Genomic DNA, 21930 nt, shown 5'->3' with positions numbered 1-21930 from the left:
GGCCCGTTCTCGGGCGCGGACCGGCGACGGCGCCTCAGCCGTCCTGTCCCGGCGGGGCGTCCCCGGGGGCCTGGAGGCGGGCGCCGCAGTGGAGGTTCCAGTGGGGCGGGGTGCGGGTGGTGAGTTCGGTGAGGGCGAGGGGGGCGATGTCGAGACGCCAGAAGGTCTGCGGGGGGAGGGCGAGGGCGTGGACGAGGGCGGCGCGGACGACGGCGGGGTCGACCACGGCGAGGAGCCGGCCGGGGGCGGCGGGGAGGCCGTCGAGCCACGCCCCGACCCGGGTGCGGAGCGCGGTCAGCGACTCCCCGCCGTGGGGCGCGGCCGAGGGATCGGCGAGCCAGCGCGCCACCGCGTCCGGTTCCGCCGCGCTCACCTCCGCGAGGCTCCGGCCCCGCCAGCGCCCCATGTCCCAGTCGGCCGGCGCGTCCTCCCCCGTCACCCGCAGCCCCAGCGCCAGAGCGGTCCCGCGACAGCGCTCGGCGGGCGCGCAGACCGCCCGGTCGACCCGGGGCAGCGCCCCGGCGGCGGCCCGCGCCGCGCGCAGCCCCGCCGCGTCCGGCGGCTCGTCCACGGGGAATCTGGCCCCGCGCAGCGCCGCCGTGGTCACGGGCGCGACCAGCATCAGCCGCAACGTCATTCCCATCCCCTCCCCGAATCCATCAGTTTCGGCCAACTCACACCATGGCGGCGCACGCTCCGAACCGGTACGGTCGCGTGGACATGACGAAAGTGTGATGGAAGTCCGGTGAGATTCCGGCACGGTCGCGCCACTGTGTACCCGCGGTTTCGCGGGAAGTCAGACCCGCCGCCTTCGTCGTAGGCACCAGGCACCACGACCGGGACGCGTGTTCCCCCAGGAGGTTTCGCCATGGCTCATTCCACCGTGCCCGCCGCTCCCGCCGCCGCACCGGCGCTCCCCCCTCTCTCGCTCAAGGAGATCGCTCCCTGGGCCGTGTTCGTCGGCGTGCTGGCGCTGATCCTGCTCTATTTCGTCGGCGCGGAGCAGGGCGCCACCTCCCTGATCGCCGGGGAGACGGTGCACGAATGGGTCCACGACGGACGGCATCTGCTCGGCTTCCCCTGCCACTGAGGGCGGTCGCGAGCCCCCAGCACCGCCGTTTCGCCCGGATCCAGTCACAGGGGAACGTCCATGAACTCCATATCCGTCAGAGCCCTGCTCGTCCGCGGCATGCTCGCGGGCCTGATCGCCGGGGCGGTCGCCGCGCTCGTGGCGTACGTCCTCGGCGAGGGCCCGGTGGACGCGGCCATCGCGTTCGAGGAGAGCCACAGCCATGAGCACGGCGGCGAGGAACTCGTCAGCCGGGCCGTGCAGTCCACGGCCGGGCTCGCCACCGCGCTCCTCCTCTTCGGGGTGGCCGTCGGCGGTGTGGCGGCCCTCGCCCACGCCACGGCCCTCGGCCGCATCGGCTCCTTCGGCCCGCGCGCCACGGCCGCGCTGATCTCCCTCGGCGGGCTGCTGACCGTCTACGTCGTGCCCTATCTGAAGTACCCGCCGAACCCGCCCGCGGTCGGCGACCCGGAGACGATCGGCCGGCGGACCGCGCTGTACTTCCTGATGGTCGTGCTCAGTGTGCTGCTGGGGGTGGCGGCGGTCATCCTCGGGAAGCGGCTGGCCCCCCGGCTGGGCAAGGAGAACGCGACGGTGGCGGCGGCGGCCGCGTTCGTGGGCGTCGTGGCCCTGGCGTACGCGTTCCTGCCGTCGTTCGACGAGGTCCCGAAGGGGTTTCCCGCGGCCGTGGTCTGGGACTTCCGGCTCGCCACCCTCGCGATCCACGTAACGCTCTGGACCGTCTTCGGACTCACCTTCAGCCACCTCGCGGGCCGCCTCCACACCGGCCCGACACCGGCGAGGCGGGACCACTCACGCGCGTCCGTCGCACAACCCGGCCCGTCCGCCGATTGAGGACGGACCGGCATTTCCAGCCCGTCCGGCGATTGAGGACGAACCCGAGCCACGGAATCCCGCAGCCGACCGCACCGCCACACCAGGGCTCCGCCCCACACCCCGCGCCTCAAACGCCGGCGAGGCTGGATTCCCCCCAACCCGCCCGGCACACAACCCAGCCGCGCGGCACACAACCCCAGCCTGCCCGGCGATTGAGGACAGACCAGCATTTCCAGCCCGTCCGGCGATTGAGGACGAAGCCGAGCCACAGGAACCCGCAGCCGACGAGCCCCCCACCCCCTTGTCCGATTCATTCAAGACCCCCCACCCCCCTGCGGCCTACGGTGACCCCATGACTCCACGACTCGACGCGATCGGCGTCGTCACCTCCGACATGGCCGCCTCACTCGCCTTCTACCGCCGCCTCGGCCTGGATCTCCCGGCCGACGCGGACACCGCGCCGCACGCGGAGATCGCGCTTCCGGGCGGGATCAGGGTGCTCTGGGACACCGAGGAGACGGTGCGCTCCTTCGACCCCGGGTGGACGCGGCCGTCGGGCGGCGAGCGGGTGGGACTCGCCTTCCGCTGCGACAGTCCGGCGGAGGTGGACTCGGTGTACGCGGAGCTGGTCGCGGCGGGCCACCGGGGCCGTCTGGAGCCGTGGGACGCGGTCTGGGGCCAGCGGTACGCCATCGTGCTGGACCCGGACGGCTGCGGGGTTCAGCTGTTCGCCGACGCCACATAGGCGCTGAGCGTGACACCGGCCAGCTCCCGCATCTCCCGGGCGAGATGGGCCTGGTCGGCGCAGCCCGCGGCGAGCGCGGCCGCCGCGTACGGCGTCCCCTCCCACACCAGCGCCAGCGCGCGCTGGAGCCGCAGCACCCGGGCGAGGGTCTTGGGGCCGTAGCCGAAGGCGCGCAGGGAGCGGCGGTGCAGCGAGCGGGGGCCGAGCCCGACGGCCTCGGCCGCGGCGGCGACCGTGGAGCCGCTCTCCAGCTGTCGTACGACAGCGGCGAGCAGCGGATCGGGGGGCCGGACCGCGGTCCGCGCCCGGCGCAGCGCGAGGGCCTCCAGCTCGGCGCCAGGGTCGGCCGCGCCGTCGATCCGCTCGGTGAGTTCGCGGGCCTTCGCCGCGCCCCAGACGTCGGCCAGCCCGATCCGCCGGTCGAGGGTCTCGTCGGCGGCCACGCCCAGCAGGGCCGGAGCGGCCCCGGGGGCGAAGCGGACCCCGGCGTACCGGGTGCGGCCGGGGACCTCGGGCCGGTGGGCGCGGGTGTCCGGGCCCGCGATCAGCAGCTCCCCCGGGGTCCACAGCAGGTCCATGCACCCGTCGGGCAGCACGGGCCGGGCGCCGGGGCCGGTCTGCTCCCAGACCACGGCGCCGTCGAGCCGCGAGACACGTTCTCGATACACGCGTCCGAGGCTATCCGCTGCCGGCCGGGCCGCGTCCCGGGCCCCGCCCCGGCGGTCAGCCGTCCGGGCCGGGCCGGCCGGGCGGCGGGGGCTTGTGGTGGTCGCGGCCCGCGTGCAGCCGGGATCTGAGGTCCTCGGGCGGCAGGAAGCGGGACCAGCGCTCGGGGAACTCCGAGGGCATCTCGCCGGAGCCGCCGAGCCCGTCGCCGTACTCGTCGTCCCAGTCGTCGTCGTCCTCGTCGTCGGCGGTGTCGAAGATCTGCGCCGCCCTGGCGCGGGCGAGCACCTCCACCGCGTGGGCGGCCCGGGCGCGCTCGCCCTCCGCGCGGGCGGCCGCCGTGGCGACCGAGGGCCAGACATGGTCGATGGCCGCGTTCACCGCGGCGCCGACGAGGACCGCGAAGGCGGAGATGCCGATCCACAGCAGGACGGCGATCGGCGCGGCCAGCGAGCCGTAGATGGTGGGTCCCTCGACCGTGCTGGTGAGGTAGATCCGCAGCAGGAAGCTCCCGAGCACCCACATCCCGAGGGCCACCAGCGCCCCGGGCACATCCTCGATCCAGGGCGAGCGCACCGGCACGGAGACGTGGTACAGCGTGGTGAGGAAGGCGATGGAGAGCAGGCTGACCACCGGCCAGTACAGGACGGTGACGACCTCCGTGCCCCAGGGGATCAGCTCCACCACCCGGTCGGGGCCGACCACCGCGAGCGGCAGCACCACCGCCCCGATCAGAAGGGCCATCAGATAGAGGAGGAAGGCCAGCAGCCGGGTGGCGACGATGCCGCGCCGGCCGTCGAGCCCGTACATCACGGTGATGGTGTCGATGAAGACGTTCACCGCGCGCGAGCCGGACCACAGGGCGATGGCGAAGCCGATGGAGATGATGTCGGGCTGGCCGCCGTGGGTGACGTCCGCCAGCAGCGGCCGCGCGATGTCGTTGACGCCCCGGTCGGAGAGGACCGTGCCGACGGCGTTGAGGATGTTCACCTCGATGGAGGCGACCGTGGTGGTGTTCGTCCAGTCGTCCATGTAGCCGAGCAGGCCGAGGAGGCCGAGCATCAGCGGCGGCAGGGAGAGCAGGGTGAAGAACGCCGCTTCGGCCGCGAGCCCCAGAATCCGGTACTCGATGCACGAGTTGACGGTGTCCTTCAGCAGGAGCCACGCCATCTTCCGCTTGGAGACATTGCGGTAGAGGACTCGGGCCCGGTGGAGTCGGCCCGTCGGCCGCTCGGGTGTTTCATTTGCTGCCTGCACCTCCTTACCGTATCGGCATGGCAGCCAGCACCCACACAGTGACCAATCAGGCTCCGCCCCTGGTCGGGTACGACGTCTACACCGCCGACCGGGCTCTCACCGAAGCGGTGGAGCGTCATATTCCGCCATCTCTCGCCGTTCCCGTCCACGATGAACTCACCCGGTTGGGCCGTACCGCCGGGTCGGCCGAGGCACAGGACTGGGGGTTTTCGGCCAATGAGAACCCGCCCCGGCTGCGCACCCACGACCGGTACGGCAACCGGATCGACGAGGTCGACTTCCATCCGTCCTGGCACCGGCTGCTGGGGCACGCCGTCGGCGCGGGGCTGACGAACGCCTGGGGCAGGCCGTCCGGCCACGTCCGGCGCGCCGCGGGCTTCCTGGTGTGGACGCAGACGGAGGCCGGGCACGCCTGTCCGCTGTCGATGACCCACGCCGCCGTGCCGGCGCTGCGCACCGATCCGGAGCTGGCCGCCGAGTGGGAGCCCCGGCTCACCTCGCCGGTGTACGACGCGGAGCCGGCCGCGCCCGGCTCGCGGCCGGGGAGCCTGTTCGGCATGGGGATGACGGAGAAGCAGGGCGGCAGCGACGTCCGGACGAACACCACCGACGCCCGGCCGCTCGACGCGGCGGGCGAGTACGTCCTCACCGGCCACAAGTGGTTCTGCTCCGCGCCGATGTCGGACGGGTTCCTCGTGCTGGCGCAGGCCCCCGGCGGCCTCAGCTGCTTCCTGGTGCCCCGGGTGCTGCCCGACGGCTCCCGGAACGTCTTCCTCATCCAGCGGCTCAAGGACAAGCTGGGCAATCGGTCGAACGCCTCGGCCGAGGTCGAGTTCGCGGGGACCTGGGCGCGTCTGGTGGGCGAGGAGGGCCGGGGGGTGCGCACCATCATCGAGATGGTGGCGGCGACCCGGCTGGACTGTGTGATCGGGTCGGCGGCGCTGATGCGGCAGTCGGTCGTGCAGGCGATCCACCACAGCTCGCACCGGAGCGCGTTCGGCGGGGTCCTCGTGGACAAGCCGCTGATGCGCAATGTGCTGGCCGATCTGGCCCTGGAGTCGGAGGCGGCGACCGCGCTGGGGCTGCGGCTGGCCGCCGCGTACGACGCGGACACCGACGAGGAGCGGGCCCTGCTGCGGCTGGCGGTCCCGGCCGCCAAGTTCTGGGTGACCAAGCGGTGTACGCCGACGGTGGGCGAGGCCCTGGAGTGTCTGGGGGGCAACGGCTACGTCGAGGAGTCGGGGATGCCCCGGCTGCTGCGGGAGGCGCCGCTCAACTCGATCTGGGAGGGCTCGGGCAATGTGCAGGCGCTGGACGCGCTGCGGGCGCTCCAGCGGGAGCCCGCCGCGCTCAACGCGTTCCTGCGGGAGGTCGGCGCGGCGCGCGGCGCGGACCACCGGCTGGACGCGGCCATCAAGGGGCTGCTGACCGAGCTGGCCGATCTGGAGGGCGCCGAGGCGCGGGCGCGCCGGGTCGTGGAGCGGATGGCGCTGGTGCTCCAGGGCTCGCTGCTGGTGCGGTTCGCCCCGTCGGAGGTGGCGGACGCGTTCTGCGCGTCGCGGCTCGGCGGGGACTGGGGCGCGGTCTTCGGGACGCTGCCGGGCACCCTGGGGCTCCGGGCGATCGTGGAGCGGGCCGGGGTCGCGGTGTGAGGGGGGCGGTCAGATGTGCGGGAGCGCCGGGACGGCGGAGGCGGCGTGGCGTGGCGTGACCGGTCCCCGTCATAGATGATCATGCTCGGGGTGGTGCTGCGCCGACACGGCACCACCCCTCGCGCTGTTCACTTTCGGACAACTCGCTCTCATTCGCGAGGGTTGCAGAGGGTTGCAGCGCACCTGCCGTGCCGACCCGCACCGCAGAGACCGCATCGCCGCGCAGGAGGCCCCCGCGTGCAGACCAGACCGATCGATCCGGCCGTGCTCGCCGCCATGGACACGGCGGAGGCCACCCGGCTGCTGAAGGGGGTGCGGGAGGCGACGCTCAGCGGGCGGCGTCCGCCGGTCGGACCGCGGACGGAGATCGAGGAGTCCTGGCGGCGGCTGCTGCTGAGCGGCGCCGATCCGGACCGCGAGCGCCGGGTCGGGCCGCTCTCGCTGGAGGAGGTCGAGCGGCGCAGAATCGACTCGCCGCTGCGCGAGGTGCTGCCGGTGCTGCGGGAGGGGCTGGTGTCGATCGCCGAGGCCGCTCAGCATGTGATGGTCGTCGCCGACAGCGAGGGGCGGCTGCTGTGGCGGGAGGGCAAGGCGTCGGTGCTGCGCAAGGCCGACGCGCACGGGTTCGTCCTGGGCGCCGATCTCCGGGAGGAGGTGATCGGCACCAACGCGGTGGGCACCGCGCTGATCATCCGCCGTCCGCTCCAGGTCCACGCGGCCGAGCACTTCGTCTCCGTCTATCACAGCTGGACGTGCGCGAGCGCGCCGGTCACCGATCCCCGCGACGGCAGACTGCTGGGGGTGGTGAACGTCAGCGGGCCGCTGTCGGGGATCCATCCGGCGACGCTCGCGCTGGTGACCATGGTCGCCCGGCTCGCCGAGGCGGAGCTGCGCGATCGGCACTTCCGCGCGCTGGAACGGCTGCGCAGTGTGGCGTCGCCGCTGCTGGGGAGGTTGTCGGGGCGGGCGGTGGCGGTGGACGGGGACGGCTGGCCCGCCGCGGTGATCGGGATGCCGCCGCCGGGCCGGCTGCCGCTGCCGCGCTCCCCGGCGGACGGCTCGCTGTGGCTGCCCTCGCTGGGGATGTGCACGGTGGAGCCGCTGCCGGGCGGCTGGCTGGTGCGGGTGGGCGCGGAGGAGGATCCGGTGGGGCCCGCGGTCCGGGTGGCGCTGGATCTGAGCAGTCCGCACCACGCCTCGGTGACGGTCTCCGGCGGCGCGGGCAGCTGGACGCACGAGCTGAGCCCGCGCCACGCCCAGCTGCTGTACGCGCTGGCGCTGCACCGGGAGGGGCGGAGCGCGGCCCAGCTGGCGGGGGACCTCTTCGCCGATCCGTCCCGCACGGTGACGGTACGGGCGGAGATGTCCCGGCTGCGGCGGCATCTGGCCCAGGTGCTGGCGAGCCGTCCGTACCGGTTCGCGGACGGGGTGGAGGTGGAAGTGGTGCCCCGGCTTCGCCGCGGACACCCGGGCGTGCTTCCCTGACCTGTATGAACATCGCCGTGACCACCTGGTCCCTGGAGCAGACCTCCCCCGCCGACGCGCGGCCCGCGGGCCCGCCCCCGGCGGAGGTGCGGATCGAGCGCGCCGCGATCCCCTCGCCCGAGTTCAGCCGGTTTCTGTACACGGCCGTGGGCGGGGACGTTCAGTGGACGGACCGGCTGAGCCTGACGTACGGCCAGTGGGCCGAGGCGCTCGGCGCTCCGGGCACGGAGACCTGGGTGGCGTACGAGAAGGGCACCCCGGCCGGGTACGCGGAGATCGCGGCGCAGGACGGCGGCTCGGTGGAGATCGTCTACTTCGGGCTGATCCCGGCGTTCCGGGGGCGGCGGATCGGCGGCCATCTGCTGTCGTACGTACTGGAGCGGGCCTGGGACCTGGCGGAGCGGTGGCCGGAGCTGGGGCCGACCAAGCGGGTCTGGCTGCACACCTGTTCCAAGGACGGTCCGCACGCCATGGACAACTATCTGCGCCGGGGCTTCCGGCTCTTCGACACCTCGGTCGAGGACGAGCCCGAGACCGTGACGCCCGGCCCGTGGCCCGGCGCGTACCCGGACTCCTCCCCGGCAGCCTCCTAGACCCCCGAGCCCTCTCCGGGCCCGTTCGCGGGCCCCCTCCGGCCGCTCCCCGGGCCGCTCCCCGAGCCCCCGCGCGGGCCCCCGCGCGGGCCCCCGGCCGGGCCTCGCCCCCGTCCGCCCCGGACCCGCCACGGCTTCGCCCACCGGGGCCCCGGCGGCCCTGGCGTCTCGCGATGCGGGACAGCTTTGTCCATCATTCGGATAATGGTGGACTGCCGTCCGATCGCCGTGACACGCTTCCGTCATGTCTCGAGCTGGAATTGCCTTGGTGAGTCGACGCCACGTCGACCTCGGCCGTATGTCCAGCGCCATCTGTCCCGTCCGCTGACAGCCCAGCACAGCCGAGCATTTCACCGCACTCCCCCCAGCCCGTCCCGCCGCTCCGCACTCTCTGCGTACTCCCGTCTGAGCCGCCTCGGCGACCATCGAGCACCATCCCTGCGCACCGCTGCGTTCCCCCTGCGAGTGTGCAGCTCAGAGCCGCCCTCCTGCTGTCCCGAAGGACATATCGCCATGCCCGCCACCCCGGAAGAGCCCACCCCCGCCGCGCCCCGCCGCAGAGTCGGACGCCACCGCGGCGAGGGCCAGTGGGCCGTTGGCCACATGACGCCCCTCAACGCCAACGAGCAGGCCAAGAGAGATGACGACGGTCTCAATGTGCGGACACGCATTGAGACGATCTACTCCAAGCGCGGCTTCGACTCCATCGACGGCGCGGATCTGCGCGGCCGCATGCGCTGGTGGGGTCTGTACACCCAGCGCAAGCCCGGGATCGACGGCGGCAAGACCGCGATCCTGGAGCCGGAGGAGCTGGACGACAAGTACTTCATGCTCCGAGTCCGCATCGACGGCGGCCGGCTGACCACCGGTCAGCTCCGGGTCATCGGCGAGATCTCCCAGGAGTTCGCGCGCGGCACCGCGGACATCACCGACCGGCAGAACGTCCAGTACCACTGGATCCGCATCGAGGACATGCCGGAGATCTGGCGCCGGCTGGAGGCCGTCGGCCTCTCCACCACCGAGGCCTGCGGAGACACCCCCCGGGTGATCCTCGGCTCGCCGGTCGCCGGCATCGCCGAGGACGAGATCATCGACGGCACCCCCGCCATCGACGAGATCTACCGCCGGATCGTCGGCAACAAGGACTTCTCCAACCTCCCCCGCAAGTTCAAGTCCGCGATCTCCGGCTCCCCGCTGCTGGACGTGGCCCACGAGATCAACGACATCGCCTTCGTCGGCGTCGACCACCCCGAGCTGGGCCCCGGCTTCGACGTCTGGGTCGGCGGCGGCCTCTCCACCAACCCCAAGCTCGGCGTACGGCTGGGCGCGTGGGTCTCGCTGGACGAGGTCCCGGACGTGTACGAGGGCGTCATCTCCATCTTCCGCGACTACGGCTACCGCCGGCTGCGCACCCGCGCCCGGCTGAAGTTCCTCGTCGCCGACTGGGGCCCGGAGAAGTTCCGCCAGATCCTGGAGGAGCAGTACCTGCTGCGCAAGCTCGCCGACGGGCCCGCCCCCGAGCAGCCCGTCCAGCACTGGCGCGACCACGTCGGCGTCCACCGCCAGCAGGACGGCCGCTTCTACATCGGATTCGCGCCGCGCGTCGGCCGTGTCGACGGAACCATCCTCACCAAGATCGCCGAGCTGGCCGAGACCCATGGCTCCGGCCGGGTGCGCACCACCGCCGAGCAGAAGATGATCGTCCTCGACATCGAGGAGAGCCGGATCGAGTCGATGGTCGCCGGGCTGGAGGCGCTGGACCTGCGGGTCAACCCCTCCCCCTTCCGCCGCGGCACCATGGCCTGCACCGGCATCGAGTTCTGCAAGCTCGCCATCGTCGAGACCAAGGCGCGCGGCGCCTCGCTCATCGACGAACTGGAGCGCCGGATCCCCGAGTTCGATCAGCCGATCACCATCAACATCAACGGCTGCCCCAACGCCTGCGCCCGTATCCAGGTCGCGGACATCGGTCTCAAGGGGCAGCTGGTCCTGGACGACGACGGCAATCAGGTCGAGGGCTACCAGGTCCACCTGGGCGGCGCGCTGGGCCTGGAGGCCGGATTCGGCCGCAAGGTCCGCGGCCTGAAGGTCTCCTCCGCCGAACTCCCCGACTACGTCGAGCGGGTGCTGCGCCGCTTCGAGGAGCAGCGCGAGGACGGCGAGCGCTTCGCCGCCTGGGCCGCCCGCGCCTCCGAGGAGGCCCTGTCATGAGCGAGCGCGCCGCCCCCTTCTACTGCCCCTACTGCGGGGACGAGGATCTGCGCCCCAGCGAGGAGGGCCACGGAGCCTGGGAGTGCCACAGCTGCAACCGGGCCTTCCGGCTCAAGTACCTCGGGCTGCTGGCCCGCGGGTTCCGGCCGGGCGAGACCGGGGGCGAGGAGATATGACCGCGCTCACCGGCTCGCTCAGGGAGCTGGCCGAGAACGCCGGCCGCGAACTGGAGGACGAGTCCGCGCTGACCGTCCTCACCTGGGCCGTCGAGACCTTCGGCTCCCGGTTCTGCGTCACCTCCTCCATGGAGGACGCGGTCGTCGCCCATCTCGCCTCCCGGGTCCGCCCCGGCGTCGACGTCGTCTTCCTGGACACCGGCTACCACTTCCCCGAGACCATCGGCACCCGGGACGCGGTCGAGGCGGTGATGGACGTCCGGCTGATCACCCTCACGCCCCGGCGGAGCGTGGCCGAGCAGGACGCCGAGTACGGTCCCCGGCTGCACGACCGGGACCCCGACCTCTGCTGCGCGCTGCGGAAGGTGCGTCCTCTGGAGGACGGGCTGACCGGGTACGACGCCTGGGCGACGGGACTGCGCCGCGACGAGTCCCCCACCCGCGCGGGCACCCCGGTCGTCGGCTGGGACGAGCGCCGGCAGAAGGTCAAGGTCTCGCCGATCGCCCGCTGGACCCAGGACGACGTGGACGCCTATGTCGCCGAGCACGGCGTGCTCACCAATCCGCTGCTGATGGACGGCTACGCCTCGGTGGGCTGCGCGCCCTGCACCCGCCGCGTGCTCGACGGCGAGGACGCGCGCGCCGGCCGCTGGGCCGGGCGGGGAAAGACCGAGTGCGGACTGCACGGATGACCGACGACAAGCCGAAGACCCTTCTAAAGCAGGAGAATCATGTGACCGGGGCGACGATCTGGCTCACCGGGCTGCCGAGCGCGGGCAAGACCACCATCGCCTACGCGCTGGCCGAGCGGCTGCGCGTCGAGGGCCGTCGCGCCGAGGTCCTCGACGGCGACGAGATCCGCGAGTTCCTCTCCGCGGGCCTCGGCTTCAGCCGCGAGGACCGGCACACCAACGTCCAGCGCATCGGCTTCGTCGCCGAACTGCTGGCCTCCCACGGCGTGACCGTGCTCGTACCGGTGATCGCGCCGTACGCCGACAGCCGCGAGGCCGTCCGCAAGCGGCACGCCGCCGAGGGGACGGCCTATGTCGAGGTGCATGTCGCCACCCCCGTCGAGGTCTGCTCCGAGCGCGACGTCAAGGGGCTCTACGCCAAGCAGGCGGCGGGCGAGATCAGCGGACTGACCGGGGTGGACGACCCGTACGAGGAACCTCTCTCCCCGGATCTGCGGATCGAGTCCCAGCACCAGACCGTCCAGGAGTCCGCGGCCGTCCTGCACGCGCTGCTCACCGAGAGGGGCGTCCTGTGACCGACGCACACGGCACCACCGCCGTCGCCGGGCCGCAGGGCTCGGACAGTCCGTACGCCCTCTCCCACCTGGACGCCCTGGAGTCCGAGGCGGTGCACATCTTCCGCGAGGTGGCGGGCGAGTTCGAGCGGCCGGTGATCCTCTTCTCCGGCGGCAAGGACTCCATCGTCATGCTGCATCTGGCGCTGAAGGCGTTCGCCCCCGCCGCGATCCCCTTCTCGCTGCTGCACGTGGACACCGGGCACAACTTCCCCGAGGTCCTCGACTACCGCGACCGGACCGTCGCCCGCCACGGGCTGCGGCTCCATGTCGCCTCCGTACAGGAGTACATCGACGCCGGGACGCTGCGCGAGCGCCCCGACGGCACCCGCAACCCGCTCCAGACCGTGCCGCTGACCGAGGCGATCCAGCAGCGGCGCTTCGACGCGGTGTTCGGCGGCGGACGCCGCGACGAGGAGAAGGCGCGCGCCAAGGAGCGGGTCTTCTCGCTGCGGGACGAGTTCTCCCAGTGGGACCCCCGCCGGCAGCGCCCCGAGCTGTGGCAGCTCTACAACGGCCGCCACGCGCCCGGCGAGCACGTCCGGGTCTTCCCGCTCTCCAACTGGACCGAGCTGGACGTGTGGCAGTACATCGAGCGGGAGGAGATCGAGCTGCCGCCGATCTACTTCGCCCATGAGCGCGAGGTGTTCCGGCGCTCCGGGATGTGGCTGACCGCGGGCGACTGGGGCGGCCCCAAGGAGTCCGAGCCGGTCGAGACCCGGCTGATCCGCTACCGCACGGTCGGCGACATGTCCTGCACCGGGGCCGTCGACTCCGACGCCACCACGCTCGACGCGGTGATCTCCGAGATCGCCGCCTCCCGTCTCACCGAGCGGGGCGCCACCCGCGCCGACGACAAGATGTCCGAGGCCGCGATGGAAGACCGCAAGCGCGAAGGGTACTTCTAGTCATGACCACCACCGCCGAGCATCTCTCGGCCACCACCCTGCTGCGTTTCGCGACCGCCGGATCCGTCGACGACGGAAAGTCCACCCTGGTCGGACGGCTGCTCCACGACTCCAAGTCGGTCCTCACCGACCAGCTGGAGGCCGTGACGAGCGCCTCCCTCTCCCGGGGCCAGGACACCCCGGACCTGGCGCTGCTCACCGACGGACTGCGGGCCGAGCGCGAGCAGGGCATCACCATCGACGTGGCGTACCGCTACTTCGCCACCGCCCGCCGGCGGTTCATCCTCGCCGACACCCCCGGCCATGTGCAGTACACCCGCAACATGGTGACCGGCGCGTCCACCGCGGAGCTGGCGGTCGTGCTGGTCGACGCCCGCAACGGCGTGGTGGAGCAGACCCGCCGGCACGCCGCCGTCGCCGCCCTGCTGCGCGTGCCCCATGTGGTCCTCGCCGTCAACAAGATGGACCTGGTCGACTACGCCGAGCCGGTCTTCGCGGCGATCGCCGAGGAGTTCACCACCTACGCCCGGGAGCTGGGCGTGCCGGAGGTCGTGGCGATCCCGATCTCCGCGCTCGCCGGGGACAATGTGGTGGACCCGTCGGCGAACATGGACTGGTACGGCGGGCCGACCGTCCTCGAACATCTGGAGACGGTGCCCTCCAGCCACGATCTGACCGACTGCCACGCCCGGCTGCCGGTGCAGTACGTGATCCGCCCGCAGACCGCCGACCACCCCGACTACCGCGGCTACGCGGGCCAGATCGCCGCGGGCGTCTTCCGGGTCGGCGAGCCGGTGACCGTCCTGCCCTCCGGCCGTACGTCGAAGGTCGCCGGGATCGATCTGCTCGGCCGCGCGGTGGACATCGCCTGGGCCCCGCAGTCGGTCACCCTGCTCCTGGACGACGACATCGACGTCTCGCGCGGCGATCTGATCGTGCCCAGCGGCGACGCCCCGGCGACCGCCCAGGACATCGAGGCCACGGTCTGCCATGTCGCCGACCGTCCGCTGACCGTCGGCCAGCGGGTGCTGCTGAAGCACACCACCCGCACCGTGAAGGCGATCGTCCAGGACATCCCCTCGCGGCTGACCCTCGACGACCTCTCCCGGCACCCGGCGCCGGGCCGACTCGTCGCCAATGACATCGGCCAGGTGCGGGTGCGCACCGCGGAGCCGCTGGCGCTCGACCCGTACGCCGACTCACGGCGTACCGGATCCTTTCTGCTGATCGACCCGGCCGACGGCACCACGCTGGCGGCCGGTATGGCGGGCGACTCGTTCGCGAGCACCGCCAAGGCCGCACAGCCGGCCGAGGACGACGGGGAGTGGGACTTCTGATGACGACGACCGACGCGTTCGCCACCTTCGCGAAAGAAGGCGGCCGGGTGGGCAGCGGGACACTCGGCTCCGGATCCGGGGGCGTGTCGCGATGTGCGCGATGACCCGGAGGCACCACCCGTACCAGAAGCGAAGACCCAGACCAGTCGACATCCCGGCCGCGCCGCCAGAGCGCGGGGGCCGGGGCTTACGAGGGGACCATCTCCCGTGCGTGTCATCCGTACCACCCTGCGCCGCCGAACCGCCGCGGCGGCCGTACTGCCGCTGCTGATCGGCGCGCTCGCCTCCTGCGGCTACGGCTCCGAGGCCGACAAGAACGACAAGGACGCCCCGGCCGCCAAGGGCGAGAAGCTCTCCTCGGACACGGTCCGGCTCGGCTACTTCCCCAATCTGACCCACGCCACCGCCCTCGTGGGCGAGCAGGAGGGCATCCTCCAGAAGGAGCTGGGCGGCACCAGGCTCACGTCCACCACCTTCAACGCCGGCCCCTCCGAGATCGAGGCGCTGAACGCGGGCTCGATCGACATCGGCTTCATCGGCCCCTCCCCGGCCATCAACGGCTACACCAAGTCCAAGGGCGAGAATCTGCGGATCGTCTCCGGCGCCGCGTCCGGCGGGGTGAAGCTGGTCGTCAACCCCGAGAAGATCAAGACGCTGGACGATCTCAAGGGCAAGAAGATCGCCACCCCGCAGGTGGGGAACACCCAGGACGTCGCCTTCCTCAACTGGATAGCCGAGAAGGGCTGGAGCACCGACGCCCAGAGCGGCAAGGGCGACGTCTCCGTCGTCCGCACGGACAACAAGATCACCCCGGACGCCTACAAGTCCGGCTCCATCGACGGCGCGTGGGTGCCGGAGCCGACCGCGTCCCGGCTGGTCAGCCAGGGCGCCAAGGTCCTCCTCGACGAGTCGACCCTGTGGCCCGACAAGAAGTTCGTGATCACGCACATCATCGTCTCCCAGACCTTCCTGAAGGACCACCCCGACGTGGTGGAGGCCGTGGTGCGCGGCTCGGCGAAGACCAACGCCTGGATCAACGCCAACCCGGACAAGGCGAAGGCGTCCGCGAACGCCAAGCTGAAGGCGCTCACCGGCAAGGACCTCCCGGCCGAGATCATCGACCCGGCCTGGAAGTCGATCCTGTTCACCCCCGACCCGCTGGCCTCCACCCTGCAGACGCAGGCCGGATACGCGGTGAAGGCGGGGCTGCTGAAGGAGCCCGACCTGAACGGCATCTACGACCTGTCGGCGCTCAACAAGGTCCTCAAGGCCGACGGCGAGCCCGAGGTCTCCGACGCCGGTCTCGGCGTCAAGTAACCGCAGCCACGTTCCCCAGGAGGTGACGACCATGGCCACTCTCACCAAGGATCAGGCCGAGGACCGCACGACGGCCGGATACTCCGCCCGCATCGAGCACGTTTCGAAGTCCTTCACGGGGCCCGCGGGGCGGCAGCTCGTCCTGGACGACATCACCCTCGATGTCGCTCCGGGCGAGTTCGTCACCCTCCTGGGGGCCTCCGGCTGCGGAAAGTCGACCCTGCTCAATCTGGTCGCCGGGCTCGACGCGCCCAGCGCCGGGACCATCGCCACCCACGGCCGTCCGGCGCTGATGTTCCAGGAGCACGCGCTCTTCCCCTGGCTCACGGCGGGCAAGAACATCGAACTCGCGCTGCGGCTGCGCGGGGTCGCCAAGAACGAACGGCGCGCCGAGGCCGAGCGGCTGCTCGACCTGGTGCGCCTGGGGGGCGCGTACGGGAAGCGGGTCCACGAGCTGTCCGGCGGCATGCGCCAGCGGGTGGCGCTCGCCCGGGCTCTCGCCCAGGACAGCCAACTGCTCCTGATGGACGAGCCGTTCGCCGCGCTCGACGCCATCACCCGGGACGTGCTGCACGACGAGCTGACCCGGATCTGGCGCGAGACCCGGCTGTCGGTGCTGTTCGTGACGCACAACGTGCGCGAGGCCGTCCGGCTCGCCGAGCGCGTGGTGCTGCTGTCGTCCCGCCCGGGCCGGATCGCCCGGGAGTGGACCGTCGGCATCGAGCAGCCGCGCCGGATCGAGGACGCCGCCGTGGCGGAGCTGTCCGTCGAGATCACTGAAGAACTGCGTGGGGAGATCCGCCGACATGGCCAGCACTGAGACCACCGCCAAGGGCGCCAAGTCCGACGATCTCGCCGGGCTGGAGGCGGGGCTCGACGCCCTGGACGCGGTGCAGTCCCACCGCACCCCGCTGCGGGAGGTCCTGCTCAAGAAGGTGCTGCCGCCGGTGATCGCGGTCGCCCTGGTGATCGCCGTCTGGCAGGCCCTCTTCTGGGCGGAGGTCACCGACGAGGGCAGTCTGCCCGCGCCGTCCGCGGTGTGGGACAGCGTGTCCGAGCTGTGGCTGAAGGGGACTCTGCTGGAGGTCGTGTGGACCAGCGTCTCCCGCGGTCTGCTCGGCTTCCTGCTGGCCCTGGCCATCGGCACCCCGCTGGGGCTGCTGGTCGCCCGGGTGAAATTCGTCCGGGCCGCCATCGGACCGATCCTGTCGGGACTCCAGTCCCTGCCGTCGGTCGCGTGGGTGCCGCCCGCGGTGATCTGGCTCGGACTCAACAACCAGATGATGTACGCCGTGATCCTGCTCGGCGCGGTGCCGTCGATCGCCAACGGGCTGGTGTCCGGCGTCGACCAGGTCCCGCCGCTCTTCCTCCGGGCTGGCCGCACCATGGGCGCGACCGGGCTCAAGGGCACCTGGCACATCGTGATGCCGGCCGCGCTCCCCGGCTATCTGGCGGGGCTCAAGCAGGGCTGGGCGTTCTCCTGGCGGTCGCTGATGGCCGCCGAGATCATCGCCTCCTCGCCCGATCTGGGGCTCGGGCTCGGCCAGCTGCTGGAGAACGGACGCAGCAACTCCGACATGCCGGGGGTGTTCATGGCGATCCTGCTGATCCTGGCCGTCGGCATCGCCATCGACCTGCTGATCTTCAGCCCGCTGGAGCGATCCGTGCTCCGGGGCCGCGGACTGCTGGTCAAGAGCTGAGACCGCCGCCGACCGCCGCCCACGCCCCACCACAGGAACCGAGTACGAGCATGCGCCCTCCCGTCCTTCTCGTCGTCGCCCACGGCAGCCGCGATCCGCGGCACGCCGCGACCGTCCACGCGCTGGTGCGCCGGATCCGCTCGCTGCGGCCCGGGCTGCGGGTGGAGACGGGGTTCCTGGACTTCAACGCGCCGTCGGTGCCGCAGGTGCTGGAACGGCTCGCGGCCGGCGGCGAGGAGGAGGACGTGATCGCCCTCCCCCTGCTGCTGACCCGGGCCTTCCACGCCAAGTCGGACATCCCCGGCGTGCTGCGGGAGGCCTCCGCCCGGCTCCCGCGGCTGCGGATCCGGCAGGCCGAGGTGCTGGGGCCCTCGCCGCTGCTGCTCGCCGCGGTGGAGCGGCGGCTGCGGGAGGCGGGGCTCGGACCGTCCGACCACGACTCGACGGGGCTGGTCCTGGCCTCGGCGGGTTCCACAGACCCGGAGGCGATCGCAGCGATCGCAGACATGGCGCGGGAGCTGAGGCGCACCGGTTGGTGCTCCGTGCGGCCTGCGTTCGCCTCCGCCTCACTGCCGCGCACCGAGGAAGCGGTGCGCGCGCTGCGGGACGAGGGGTGCGCCCGGGTGGCGGTGGCCCCGTATGTCATCGCCCCCGGCCGGCTCCCCGACCGCATCGCCGAGGGCGCGCGGGAGGCGGACGTCCTGGCGGGAGTGCTGGGCCCCTCCCCCGAACTGGCCGCGCTGGTGCTGCTCCGCCACGACGGGGCCCGCGCCGCCCTGCTGCGCCCGGCCGGGCGGGTCCGGCTGAGCGTGCCGGCGTAACGACGGGGCCCGGCCGAGGGCCCGGGTATCGGCGGATCCGGCCGGGCGCCCGCGTAACGGCGGATCCGGCCGGGGGCCCGTGCGGTAACGGCGGATCCGGTCGGGCGGGCCCGCGCACGGCGGTCCCGGGGCCGGTCCGGGCGCGTGCCCCGCGGCTGTGCGCCCGCGTCGCCGGTGACAGGGCCGTGGCCTTACCGTGACGGGTACGGAGCGCGTCGGGCGCACCATCGAGGGAAGGAGGCCGACATGTCGTTCCACTACCACAAGCGGATCACGCTGATCCCCAGGCTGCTGCATCTGAACATCGGCTCGCACGGCTGGTCCTGGACGCTGGGCGGCCGCCGCGCCCACATCACCGGGGACCGGCACGGCCGCCGCAGCACCTCCGTACGCCTTCCGGGCGGATTCCGCTGGCGCGGGCGCTCCCGGCGCCGCTGAGCGGGCGGCCGCCGCCCGTGGCTACGCTGCCGGACATGGTGGAACTGGAGAGGCTTCGGGAGGACCACGCGGCGGCGCTGCTGGTCTTCGAGCGGGAGAACCGGGAGTACTTCGCCCGGTCGGTGCCGGACCGGGGGGACGCGTACTTCGCCGGGTTCCCCGCGCGGCACGCCGCCCTGCTCGCCGAGCAGAAGGCCGGTCTGATCCACTTCCATGTCGTCGTGGACGCCTCGGGGACCCTGCTCGGCCGGGTCAATCTGATCGCCGACGCCGAGGCGGCGGGCCGCGCCGAACTGGGCTACCGGATCGGCGAGCGGGCCGCGGGCCGGGGAGTGGCGACGGCCGCCGTCGCCGAGGTGTGCCGGCTGGCGGCGTCGGCGTACGGGCTGACCGCGCTCACCGCGGTCACCACCCGCGACAACCTGGCCTCCGCGACCGTGCTGGAGCGCAACGGGTTCGCCGCCGTCGCGGACATCGAGCTGGTGGGCCGGCCGGGGATCCGCTACGAGCGCCCGCTGCCCCCGGCGGACGGAGAAGGCGGCCTCCGCGCCCCGTGGGGGGAGGGCGCGGAGACCGCCGGCTCGGCTACGGCAGGAGCTTGAGCAGCTTGTTGGGCGTGCCCGAGGTGGGGTTGGAGACCTTGCCGGGGGTGGCTCCGTCGGTCAGGGCCTTGGCGATCTGCGCCGGGGTGGCGGTCGGCCGGGCCGCGAGATGGACCGCCGCCGCGCCGACGACGTGCGGGGCGGCCATGGAGGTGCCGGAGATCGTCCGCGTGCCGGTGTCGCTGGTGTGCCAGGCGGAGGTGATGTCGGAGCCGGGGGCGTAGAGGTCCACGGTCCGGCCGAAGTTGGAGAACGAGGACTGGGCGTCGGTCCTGGTGGTGGAGGCCACGGTGATGGCCTCGGGGACGCGGGCGGGCGAGACGCGGCTCGCGTCGGAGGACTCGTTGCCCGCCGCGACGCCGAAGGTCACACCGGAGGCGATCGCCTTGCGGACGGCCGCGTCCAGCGCCACGTCCACTCCGCCGCCGAGGCTCATATTGGCGACCGAGGGGCCCTTGCGGTTCTTGGCCACCCAGTCGATGCCCGCGATGACCTGTTCGGTGGTGCCGGAGCCCCGGTTGTCGAGCACCCGGACGGCGACGATCTTCGCCTTCTTGGCGACTCCGTGGCTCGCTCCGGCGATGGTGCCGGCGACATGGGTGCCGTGGCCGTTGCCGTCGTCGGCGATGTCGTCCCGGTCTATCGCGTCGAAGCCGTGGCTGGCGCGGCCCTGGAAGTCCCGGTGGGTGACCCGGACGCCGGTGTCGAGGACGTACGCCGTCACACCCGCGCCGGCGGTGTCGGGGTAGGTGTACTTGCGGTCGCCGGGGGTGGCGGTCTGGTCGATCCGGTCCAGGCCCCAGGACGGCGGGTTGGTCTGGGTGGCGTTGATGGAGAAGGTCTTGTTCTGGACCACCTGGGAGACGGCCGGGTCGGCGGCGAGCCGCCTGGCCTCGGTCTCGGTCAGTCCGGACGCGGAGAATCCGTTGATGGAGGAGTCGTAGGCGCGGCGCAGCGAGCCGCCGTACTCCTCGGCCAGATCGCGTTTGTCGGCCTTCTCGTCGAGCAGCACGATGTAGCTGCCGCTGACGGCGCCCTCGGCCCCGAGGCCGTGGACCGTGCCCTCGGCGGGGGCGGCGGCGCCCGCGAAGGAGGTGCTGAGCGCGGTGCCGCCGACGATGGCGGCGACGGCGGCGATGCCCGCGGTGAGCTTGACTCTGCTCTTGCGGCGGTGAGTTGCCATGAGGGGAGGGCTCCTCGTCATCAGGTGTGGGGGTGGGGAGCCACCGGCCGGAAGATCCTTCCGGCGGCTGGCTCGAACCCTTGCCCATTGACGCGCTCAGATCAAGCGATCCCCCTACGGCTGTGACTTTTACAACAAGGTTATGTAATGAAAAGTCAGCCATGACCGCCCAGACCGGACCGACGGCCCCTCATCGCCCGTGTCCCCGGCCCGACTTCGCCCCGGTCCCGGCCGGCGCCGACGGATCCGGGGCGGGCCCGCCGGGCGCCCCTGACACGGAAGCGCGGCGGGCCCGGGGCCGTTCCTGCCCCGAAAGGCGTGATCAGGCGGTACGCCGGGGCAGTTCGGCCTCGATCAGATCGGCCGCGGCACGGGTGCCGCCCTCCCCCGCCATCTCCTCGCGGATCACGGCGAGCCGCCGCGCGACCTCGGGGTCCGAGACGAGGGCGAGCACCGCCTCCCTCAGCTCCCCGGCCGTGGCCGTCCCGGAGTCCAGCCGCCGGGCGACCCCGAGCGCGACCAGCATGTCCGCGTTGCCGAACTGGTCCACCGCCTGGGGTACGGCCACCATGGGCGTGCCGGTCGCGAGCCCCTCCTGACTGCCGCCCGCGCCCGCGTGGGTGACGAAGGCGTCCGCCTCGCGCAGGATCGCCAACTGCGGCACCCAGGAGCGGACCTCGACGCCGGCGGGCACGGGACCGATCTCCGCCTCGGAGACATGGCGGCCGATCTGGAGCACCGTGTGCCAGCCGGGCAGCTCCCCGAAGGCCTTGACGCACTCCCGGTAGAACGCGGGCTGCTTGGTGAACGAGGAGCCCAGCGAGACCAGCAGCACCTTCTCCGCGCCCGCCGGACGCTCCCACTCCCCCTGGTCGGCACGGTCGCCCTGGCACGCGCCGACGAAGGTGAAGACGGACTCGTCCACCCGGTCGGCGTGCGGCTGGAGCGCCTTGGGGATCAGGACGACCGACCGCCGGGGCCGGGCGGTCAGATCCCCCGGATCCAGCTCGGTGAGCCCGTTCCCGTCGAGCCACTCCCGGAAGCGGGCCCAGTACGCCCTGCCCCGCTCCGACGACCTCAGCTCGTCGAGCATGGGCCGGCCCACCTCCTCCTCGTACCCCTCCCACGCGACGAGATTGGGCGACAGCGAGACCGAGGGCACCCCCCAGCGGTGCGCGAGCACCGGGGCGGGGAAGGAGGTGATGTCATGGAGGACGAGATCCGGCTCGTCCCCCGCGAACGCCGCCGCCAGCTGCGGCTGCGCCTGGATCGCGTCCCTCAGGAACGGTTCGAGGTTGTCGACCAGCTCCGTGCCCCAGGCCTCCGGATCGTCCTCCGTCGGCAGCACCGACTCGTACACCACCGGCGTCGCCCCCGTGGCCGCGACCCGCTCGGCGAACGACGCCGGAATCGCGTAACTGACCCGATGCCCGCGCGCGACCAGCTCCCGCACGACCTCCAGGCTCGGGTTCACATGTCCGGGGGCGGCGATGGAGAACATGGCGATGTGGGCGGGCTGTGGTTCGATCATGCGCCCAGAGTAGACGAGACGATACGTATCGTCCAATTGTGGGGACGGACCAGGGCGGGCCCGCCCCGGTGTCCGCGCCCGGCCAGGCGGCCCCAG

At 72.6% G+C, this 21930-nt stretch carries 24 protein-coding genes and 1 riboswitch; of the genes, 19 read left to right on the top strand and 5 right to left on the bottom strand.

The window, feature by feature from the left end:
• Positions 1 to 34: 34 nt before the first annotated feature.
• Positions 35 to 637, bottom strand: a complete 603-nt coding sequence (locus ACF089_RS17530; RefSeq protein WP_392027007.1) for a histidine phosphatase family protein — start codon at positions 635 to 637, stop codon at positions 35 to 37.
• Positions 638 to 690: 53 nt separating this feature from the next.
• A riboswitch (cobalamin riboswitch) is annotated at positions 691 to 825 on the top strand.
• 43 nt (positions 826 to 868) lie between these two features.
• On the opposite strand from ACF089_RS17530, the gene ACF089_RS17525 reads away from it, so the two are divergent.
• The 3 genes from ACF089_RS17525 (at position 869) to ACF089_RS17515 (ending at position 2651) form a co-directional block, all read left to right on the top strand.
• Positions 869 to 1090 (top strand): CbtB domain-containing protein, encoded by a 222-nt coding sequence (locus ACF089_RS17525; protein ID WP_392027005.1) that lies wholly within the window; start codon positions 869 to 871, stop codon positions 1088 to 1090.
• A 60-nt stretch (positions 1091 to 1150) separates the two neighbouring features.
• Entirely contained in the window at positions 1151 to 1924 is a 774-nt protein-coding gene (locus tag ACF089_RS17520; protein ID WP_392027002.1) for a CbtA family protein, read from the top strand.
• A gap of 334 nt (positions 1925 to 2258) precedes the next feature.
• Positions 2259 to 2651, top strand: coding sequence for a VOC family protein (locus ACF089_RS17515; RefSeq protein WP_392026999.1), 393 nt, complete (start codon positions 2259 to 2261; stop codon positions 2649 to 2651).
• Here the strand turns inward: ACF089_RS17515 and ACF089_RS17510 are convergent.
• Both ACF089_RS17510 and ACF089_RS17505 read right to left on the bottom strand, forming a co-directional pair.
• Entirely contained in the window at positions 2627 to 3319 is a 693-nt protein-coding gene (locus tag ACF089_RS17510) for a DUF6597 domain-containing transcriptional factor (RefSeq protein WP_392026997.1), read from the bottom strand. The genes ACF089_RS17515 and ACF089_RS17510 overlap by 25 nt on opposite strands.
• 55 nt (positions 3320 to 3374) lie before the next feature.
• A complete protein-coding gene (locus tag ACF089_RS17505; RefSeq protein WP_392026994.1) occupies positions 3375 to 4574 on the bottom strand; it encodes a YihY/virulence factor BrkB family protein in 1200 nt (399 codons plus the stop codon).
• Positions 4575 to 4591: 17 nt separating this feature from the next.
• Between ACF089_RS17505 and ACF089_RS17500 the strand changes: the two genes are divergently transcribed.
• From ACF089_RS17500 to ACF089_RS17425, 16 genes are all read left to right on the top strand, one after another.
• Positions 4592 to 6226, top strand: coding sequence for an acyl-CoA dehydrogenase family protein (locus ACF089_RS17500; RefSeq protein ID WP_392026991.1), 1635 nt, complete (start codon positions 4592 to 4594; stop codon positions 6224 to 6226).
• 237 nt (positions 6227 to 6463) lie between these two features.
• Complete coding sequence (locus ACF089_RS17495) at positions 6464 to 7711, top strand: GAF domain-containing protein (RefSeq protein ID WP_392026988.1); 1248 nt, start codon at positions 6464 to 6466, stop codon at positions 7709 to 7711.
• Between the two features lie 5 nt (positions 7712 to 7716).
• The gene (locus ACF089_RS17490) at positions 7717 to 8304 is read left to right on the top strand and encodes a GNAT family N-acetyltransferase (protein ID WP_392026985.1); all 588 of its coding nucleotides are present in this window, start codon (positions 7717 to 7719) and stop codon (positions 8302 to 8304) included.
• A gap of 244 nt (positions 8305 to 8548) precedes the next feature.
• Positions 8549 to 8632 (top strand): putative leader peptide, encoded by an 84-nt coding sequence (locus ACF089_RS17485; RefSeq protein WP_353590813.1) that lies wholly within the window; start codon positions 8549 to 8551, stop codon positions 8630 to 8632.
• 185 nt (positions 8633 to 8817) lie between these two features.
• Positions 8818 to 10515 carry a nitrite/sulfite reductase gene (locus ACF089_RS17480; RefSeq protein WP_392026982.1) on the top strand — a complete coding sequence of 566 codons (1698 nt, stop codon included), beginning with the start codon at positions 8818 to 8820 and terminating at the stop codon, positions 10513 to 10515.
• Positions 10512 to 10691: a hypothetical protein gene (locus tag ACF089_RS17475; RefSeq protein ID WP_392026979.1), complete on the top strand. Its 180-nt coding sequence runs from the start codon at positions 10512 to 10514 to the stop codon at positions 10689 to 10691. The genes ACF089_RS17480 and ACF089_RS17475 overlap by 4 nt, the downstream gene beginning before the upstream one ends.
• Positions 10688 to 11383: a phosphoadenylyl-sulfate reductase gene (locus ACF089_RS17470; protein WP_392026976.1), complete on the top strand. Its 696-nt coding sequence runs from the start codon at positions 10688 to 10690 to the stop codon at positions 11381 to 11383. Before ACF089_RS17475 ends, ACF089_RS17470 begins: the two co-directional genes overlap by 4 nt.
• A complete protein-coding gene (cysC, locus tag ACF089_RS17465; protein ID WP_392026973.1) occupies positions 11380 to 11958 on the top strand; it encodes an adenylyl-sulfate kinase in 579 nt (192 codons plus the stop codon). Before ACF089_RS17470 ends, cysC begins: the two co-directional genes overlap by 4 nt.
• Positions 11955 to 12905, top strand: coding sequence for a sulfate adenylyltransferase subunit CysD (cysD, locus tag ACF089_RS17460; protein WP_392026970.1), 951 nt, complete (start codon positions 11955 to 11957; stop codon positions 12903 to 12905). Before cysC ends, cysD begins: the two co-directional genes overlap by 4 nt.
• A gap of 2 nt (positions 12906 to 12907) precedes the next feature.
• Entirely contained in the window at positions 12908 to 14242 is a 1335-nt protein-coding gene (locus tag ACF089_RS17455) for a sulfate adenylyltransferase subunit 1 (RefSeq protein WP_392026967.1), read from the top strand.
• A gap of 207 nt (positions 14243 to 14449) precedes the next feature.
• Positions 14450 to 15559 carry an ABC transporter substrate-binding protein gene (locus ACF089_RS17450; RefSeq protein ID WP_392026964.1) on the top strand — a complete coding sequence of 370 codons (1110 nt, stop codon included), beginning with the start codon at positions 14450 to 14452 and terminating at the stop codon, positions 15557 to 15559.
• A 31-nt stretch (positions 15560 to 15590) separates the two neighbouring features.
• Positions 15591 to 16379 (top strand): ABC transporter ATP-binding protein, encoded by a 789-nt coding sequence (locus tag ACF089_RS17445; RefSeq protein ID WP_392026960.1) that lies wholly within the window; start codon positions 15591 to 15593, stop codon positions 16377 to 16379.
• Positions 16366 to 17259, top strand: coding sequence for an ABC transporter permease (locus tag ACF089_RS17440; RefSeq protein ID WP_392026957.1), 894 nt, complete (start codon positions 16366 to 16368; stop codon positions 17257 to 17259). Before ACF089_RS17445 ends, ACF089_RS17440 begins: the two co-directional genes overlap by 14 nt.
• Before the next feature lie 50 nt (positions 17260 to 17309).
• The gene (locus ACF089_RS17435) at positions 17310 to 18080 is read left to right on the top strand and encodes a sirohydrochlorin chelatase (protein ID WP_392026954.1); all 771 of its coding nucleotides are present in this window, start codon (positions 17310 to 17312) and stop codon (positions 18078 to 18080) included.
• A gap of 246 nt (positions 18081 to 18326) precedes the next feature.
• The gene (locus ACF089_RS17430) at positions 18327 to 18518 is read left to right on the top strand and encodes a DUF4236 domain-containing protein (protein ID WP_392026952.1); all 192 of its coding nucleotides are present in this window, start codon (positions 18327 to 18329) and stop codon (positions 18516 to 18518) included.
• 35 nt (positions 18519 to 18553) lie between these two features.
• Positions 18554 to 19120, top strand: coding sequence for a GNAT family N-acetyltransferase (locus ACF089_RS17425; RefSeq protein WP_392026949.1), 567 nt, complete (start codon positions 18554 to 18556; stop codon positions 19118 to 19120).
• Here ACF089_RS17425 and ACF089_RS17420 read toward each other — a convergent pair.
• A complete protein-coding gene (locus ACF089_RS17420) occupies positions 19104 to 20303 on the bottom strand; it encodes a S8 family serine peptidase (RefSeq protein WP_392026946.1) in 1200 nt (399 codons plus the stop codon). The genes ACF089_RS17425 and ACF089_RS17420 overlap by 17 nt on opposite strands.
• Before the next feature lie 322 nt (positions 20304 to 20625).
• Positions 20626 to 21834, bottom strand: a complete 1209-nt coding sequence (gene mgt / locus ACF089_RS17415) for a macrolide-inactivating glycosyltransferase (RefSeq protein WP_392026943.1) — start codon at positions 21832 to 21834, stop codon at positions 20626 to 20628.
• Positions 21835 to 21930: the final 96 nt, after the last annotated feature.

The sequence above is a fragment of the Streptomyces sp. NPDC014894 genome, assembly GCF_043080985.1.
GTDB lineage: Bacteria > Actinomycetota > Actinomycetes > Streptomycetales > Streptomycetaceae > Streptomyces.
Note: the sequence above shows the minus strand (reverse complement) of the source record. Positions and strands in the feature narration are given on the sequence as shown.

What these genes read in the sequence shown, in the direction of transcription:
- ACF089_RS17530 (WP_392027007.1), bottom strand. Translation starts at nt 637, where the DNA reads ATGACGTTGCGGCTGATGCTGGTCGCGCCCGTGACCACGGCGGCGCTG.
- ACF089_RS17525 (WP_392027005.1), top strand. Translation starts at nt 869, where the DNA reads ATGGCTCATTCCACCGTGCCCGCCGCTCCCGCCGCCGCACCGGCGCTC.
- ACF089_RS17520 (WP_392027002.1), top strand. Translation starts at nt 1,151, where the DNA reads ATGAACTCCATATCCGTCAGAGCCCTGCTCGTCCGCGGCATGCTCGCG.
- ACF089_RS17515 (WP_392026999.1), top strand. Translation starts at nt 2,259, where the DNA reads ATGACTCCACGACTCGACGCGATCGGCGTCGTCACCTCCGACATGGCC.
- ACF089_RS17500 (WP_392026991.1), top strand. Translation starts at nt 4,592, where the DNA reads ATGGCAGCCAGCACCCACACAGTGACCAATCAGGCTCCGCCCCTGGTC.
- ACF089_RS17490 (WP_392026985.1), top strand. Translation starts at nt 7,717, where the DNA reads ATGAACATCGCCGTGACCACCTGGTCCCTGGAGCAGACCTCCCCCGCC.
- ACF089_RS17485 (WP_353590813.1), top strand. Translation starts at nt 8,549, where the DNA reads ATGTCTCGAGCTGGAATTGCCTTGGTGAGTCGACGCCACGTCGACCTC.
- ACF089_RS17480 (WP_392026982.1), top strand. Translation starts at nt 8,818, where the DNA reads ATGCCCGCCACCCCGGAAGAGCCCACCCCCGCCGCGCCCCGCCGCAGA.
- ACF089_RS17475 (WP_392026979.1), top strand. Translation starts at nt 10,512, where the DNA reads ATGAGCGAGCGCGCCGCCCCCTTCTACTGCCCCTACTGCGGGGACGAG.
- ACF089_RS17470 (WP_392026976.1), top strand. Translation starts at nt 10,688, where the DNA reads ATGACCGCGCTCACCGGCTCGCTCAGGGAGCTGGCCGAGAACGCCGGC.
- cysC (WP_392026973.1), top strand. Translation starts at nt 11,380, where the DNA reads ATGACCGACGACAAGCCGAAGACCCTTCTAAAGCAGGAGAATCATGTG.
- ACF089_RS17455 (WP_392026967.1), top strand. Translation starts at nt 12,908, where the DNA reads ATGACCACCACCGCCGAGCATCTCTCGGCCACCACCCTGCTGCGTTTC.
- ACF089_RS17445 (WP_392026960.1), top strand. Translation starts at nt 15,591, where the DNA reads ATGGCCACTCTCACCAAGGATCAGGCCGAGGACCGCACGACGGCCGGA.
- ACF089_RS17440 (WP_392026957.1), top strand. Translation starts at nt 16,366, where the DNA reads ATGGCCAGCACTGAGACCACCGCCAAGGGCGCCAAGTCCGACGATCTC.
- ACF089_RS17435 (WP_392026954.1), top strand. Translation starts at nt 17,310, where the DNA reads ATGCGCCCTCCCGTCCTTCTCGTCGTCGCCCACGGCAGCCGCGATCCG.
- ACF089_RS17430 (WP_392026952.1), top strand. Translation starts at nt 18,327, where the DNA reads ATGTCGTTCCACTACCACAAGCGGATCACGCTGATCCCCAGGCTGCTG.
- ACF089_RS17425 (WP_392026949.1), top strand. Translation starts at nt 18,554, where the DNA reads ATGGTGGAACTGGAGAGGCTTCGGGAGGACCACGCGGCGGCGCTGCTG.
- ACF089_RS17420 (WP_392026946.1), bottom strand. Translation starts at nt 20,303, where the DNA reads ATGGCAACTCACCGCCGCAAGAGCAGAGTCAAGCTCACCGCGGGCATC.
- mgt (WP_392026943.1), bottom strand. Translation starts at nt 21,834, where the DNA reads ATGATCGAACCACAGCCCGCCCACATCGCCATGTTCTCCATCGCCGCC.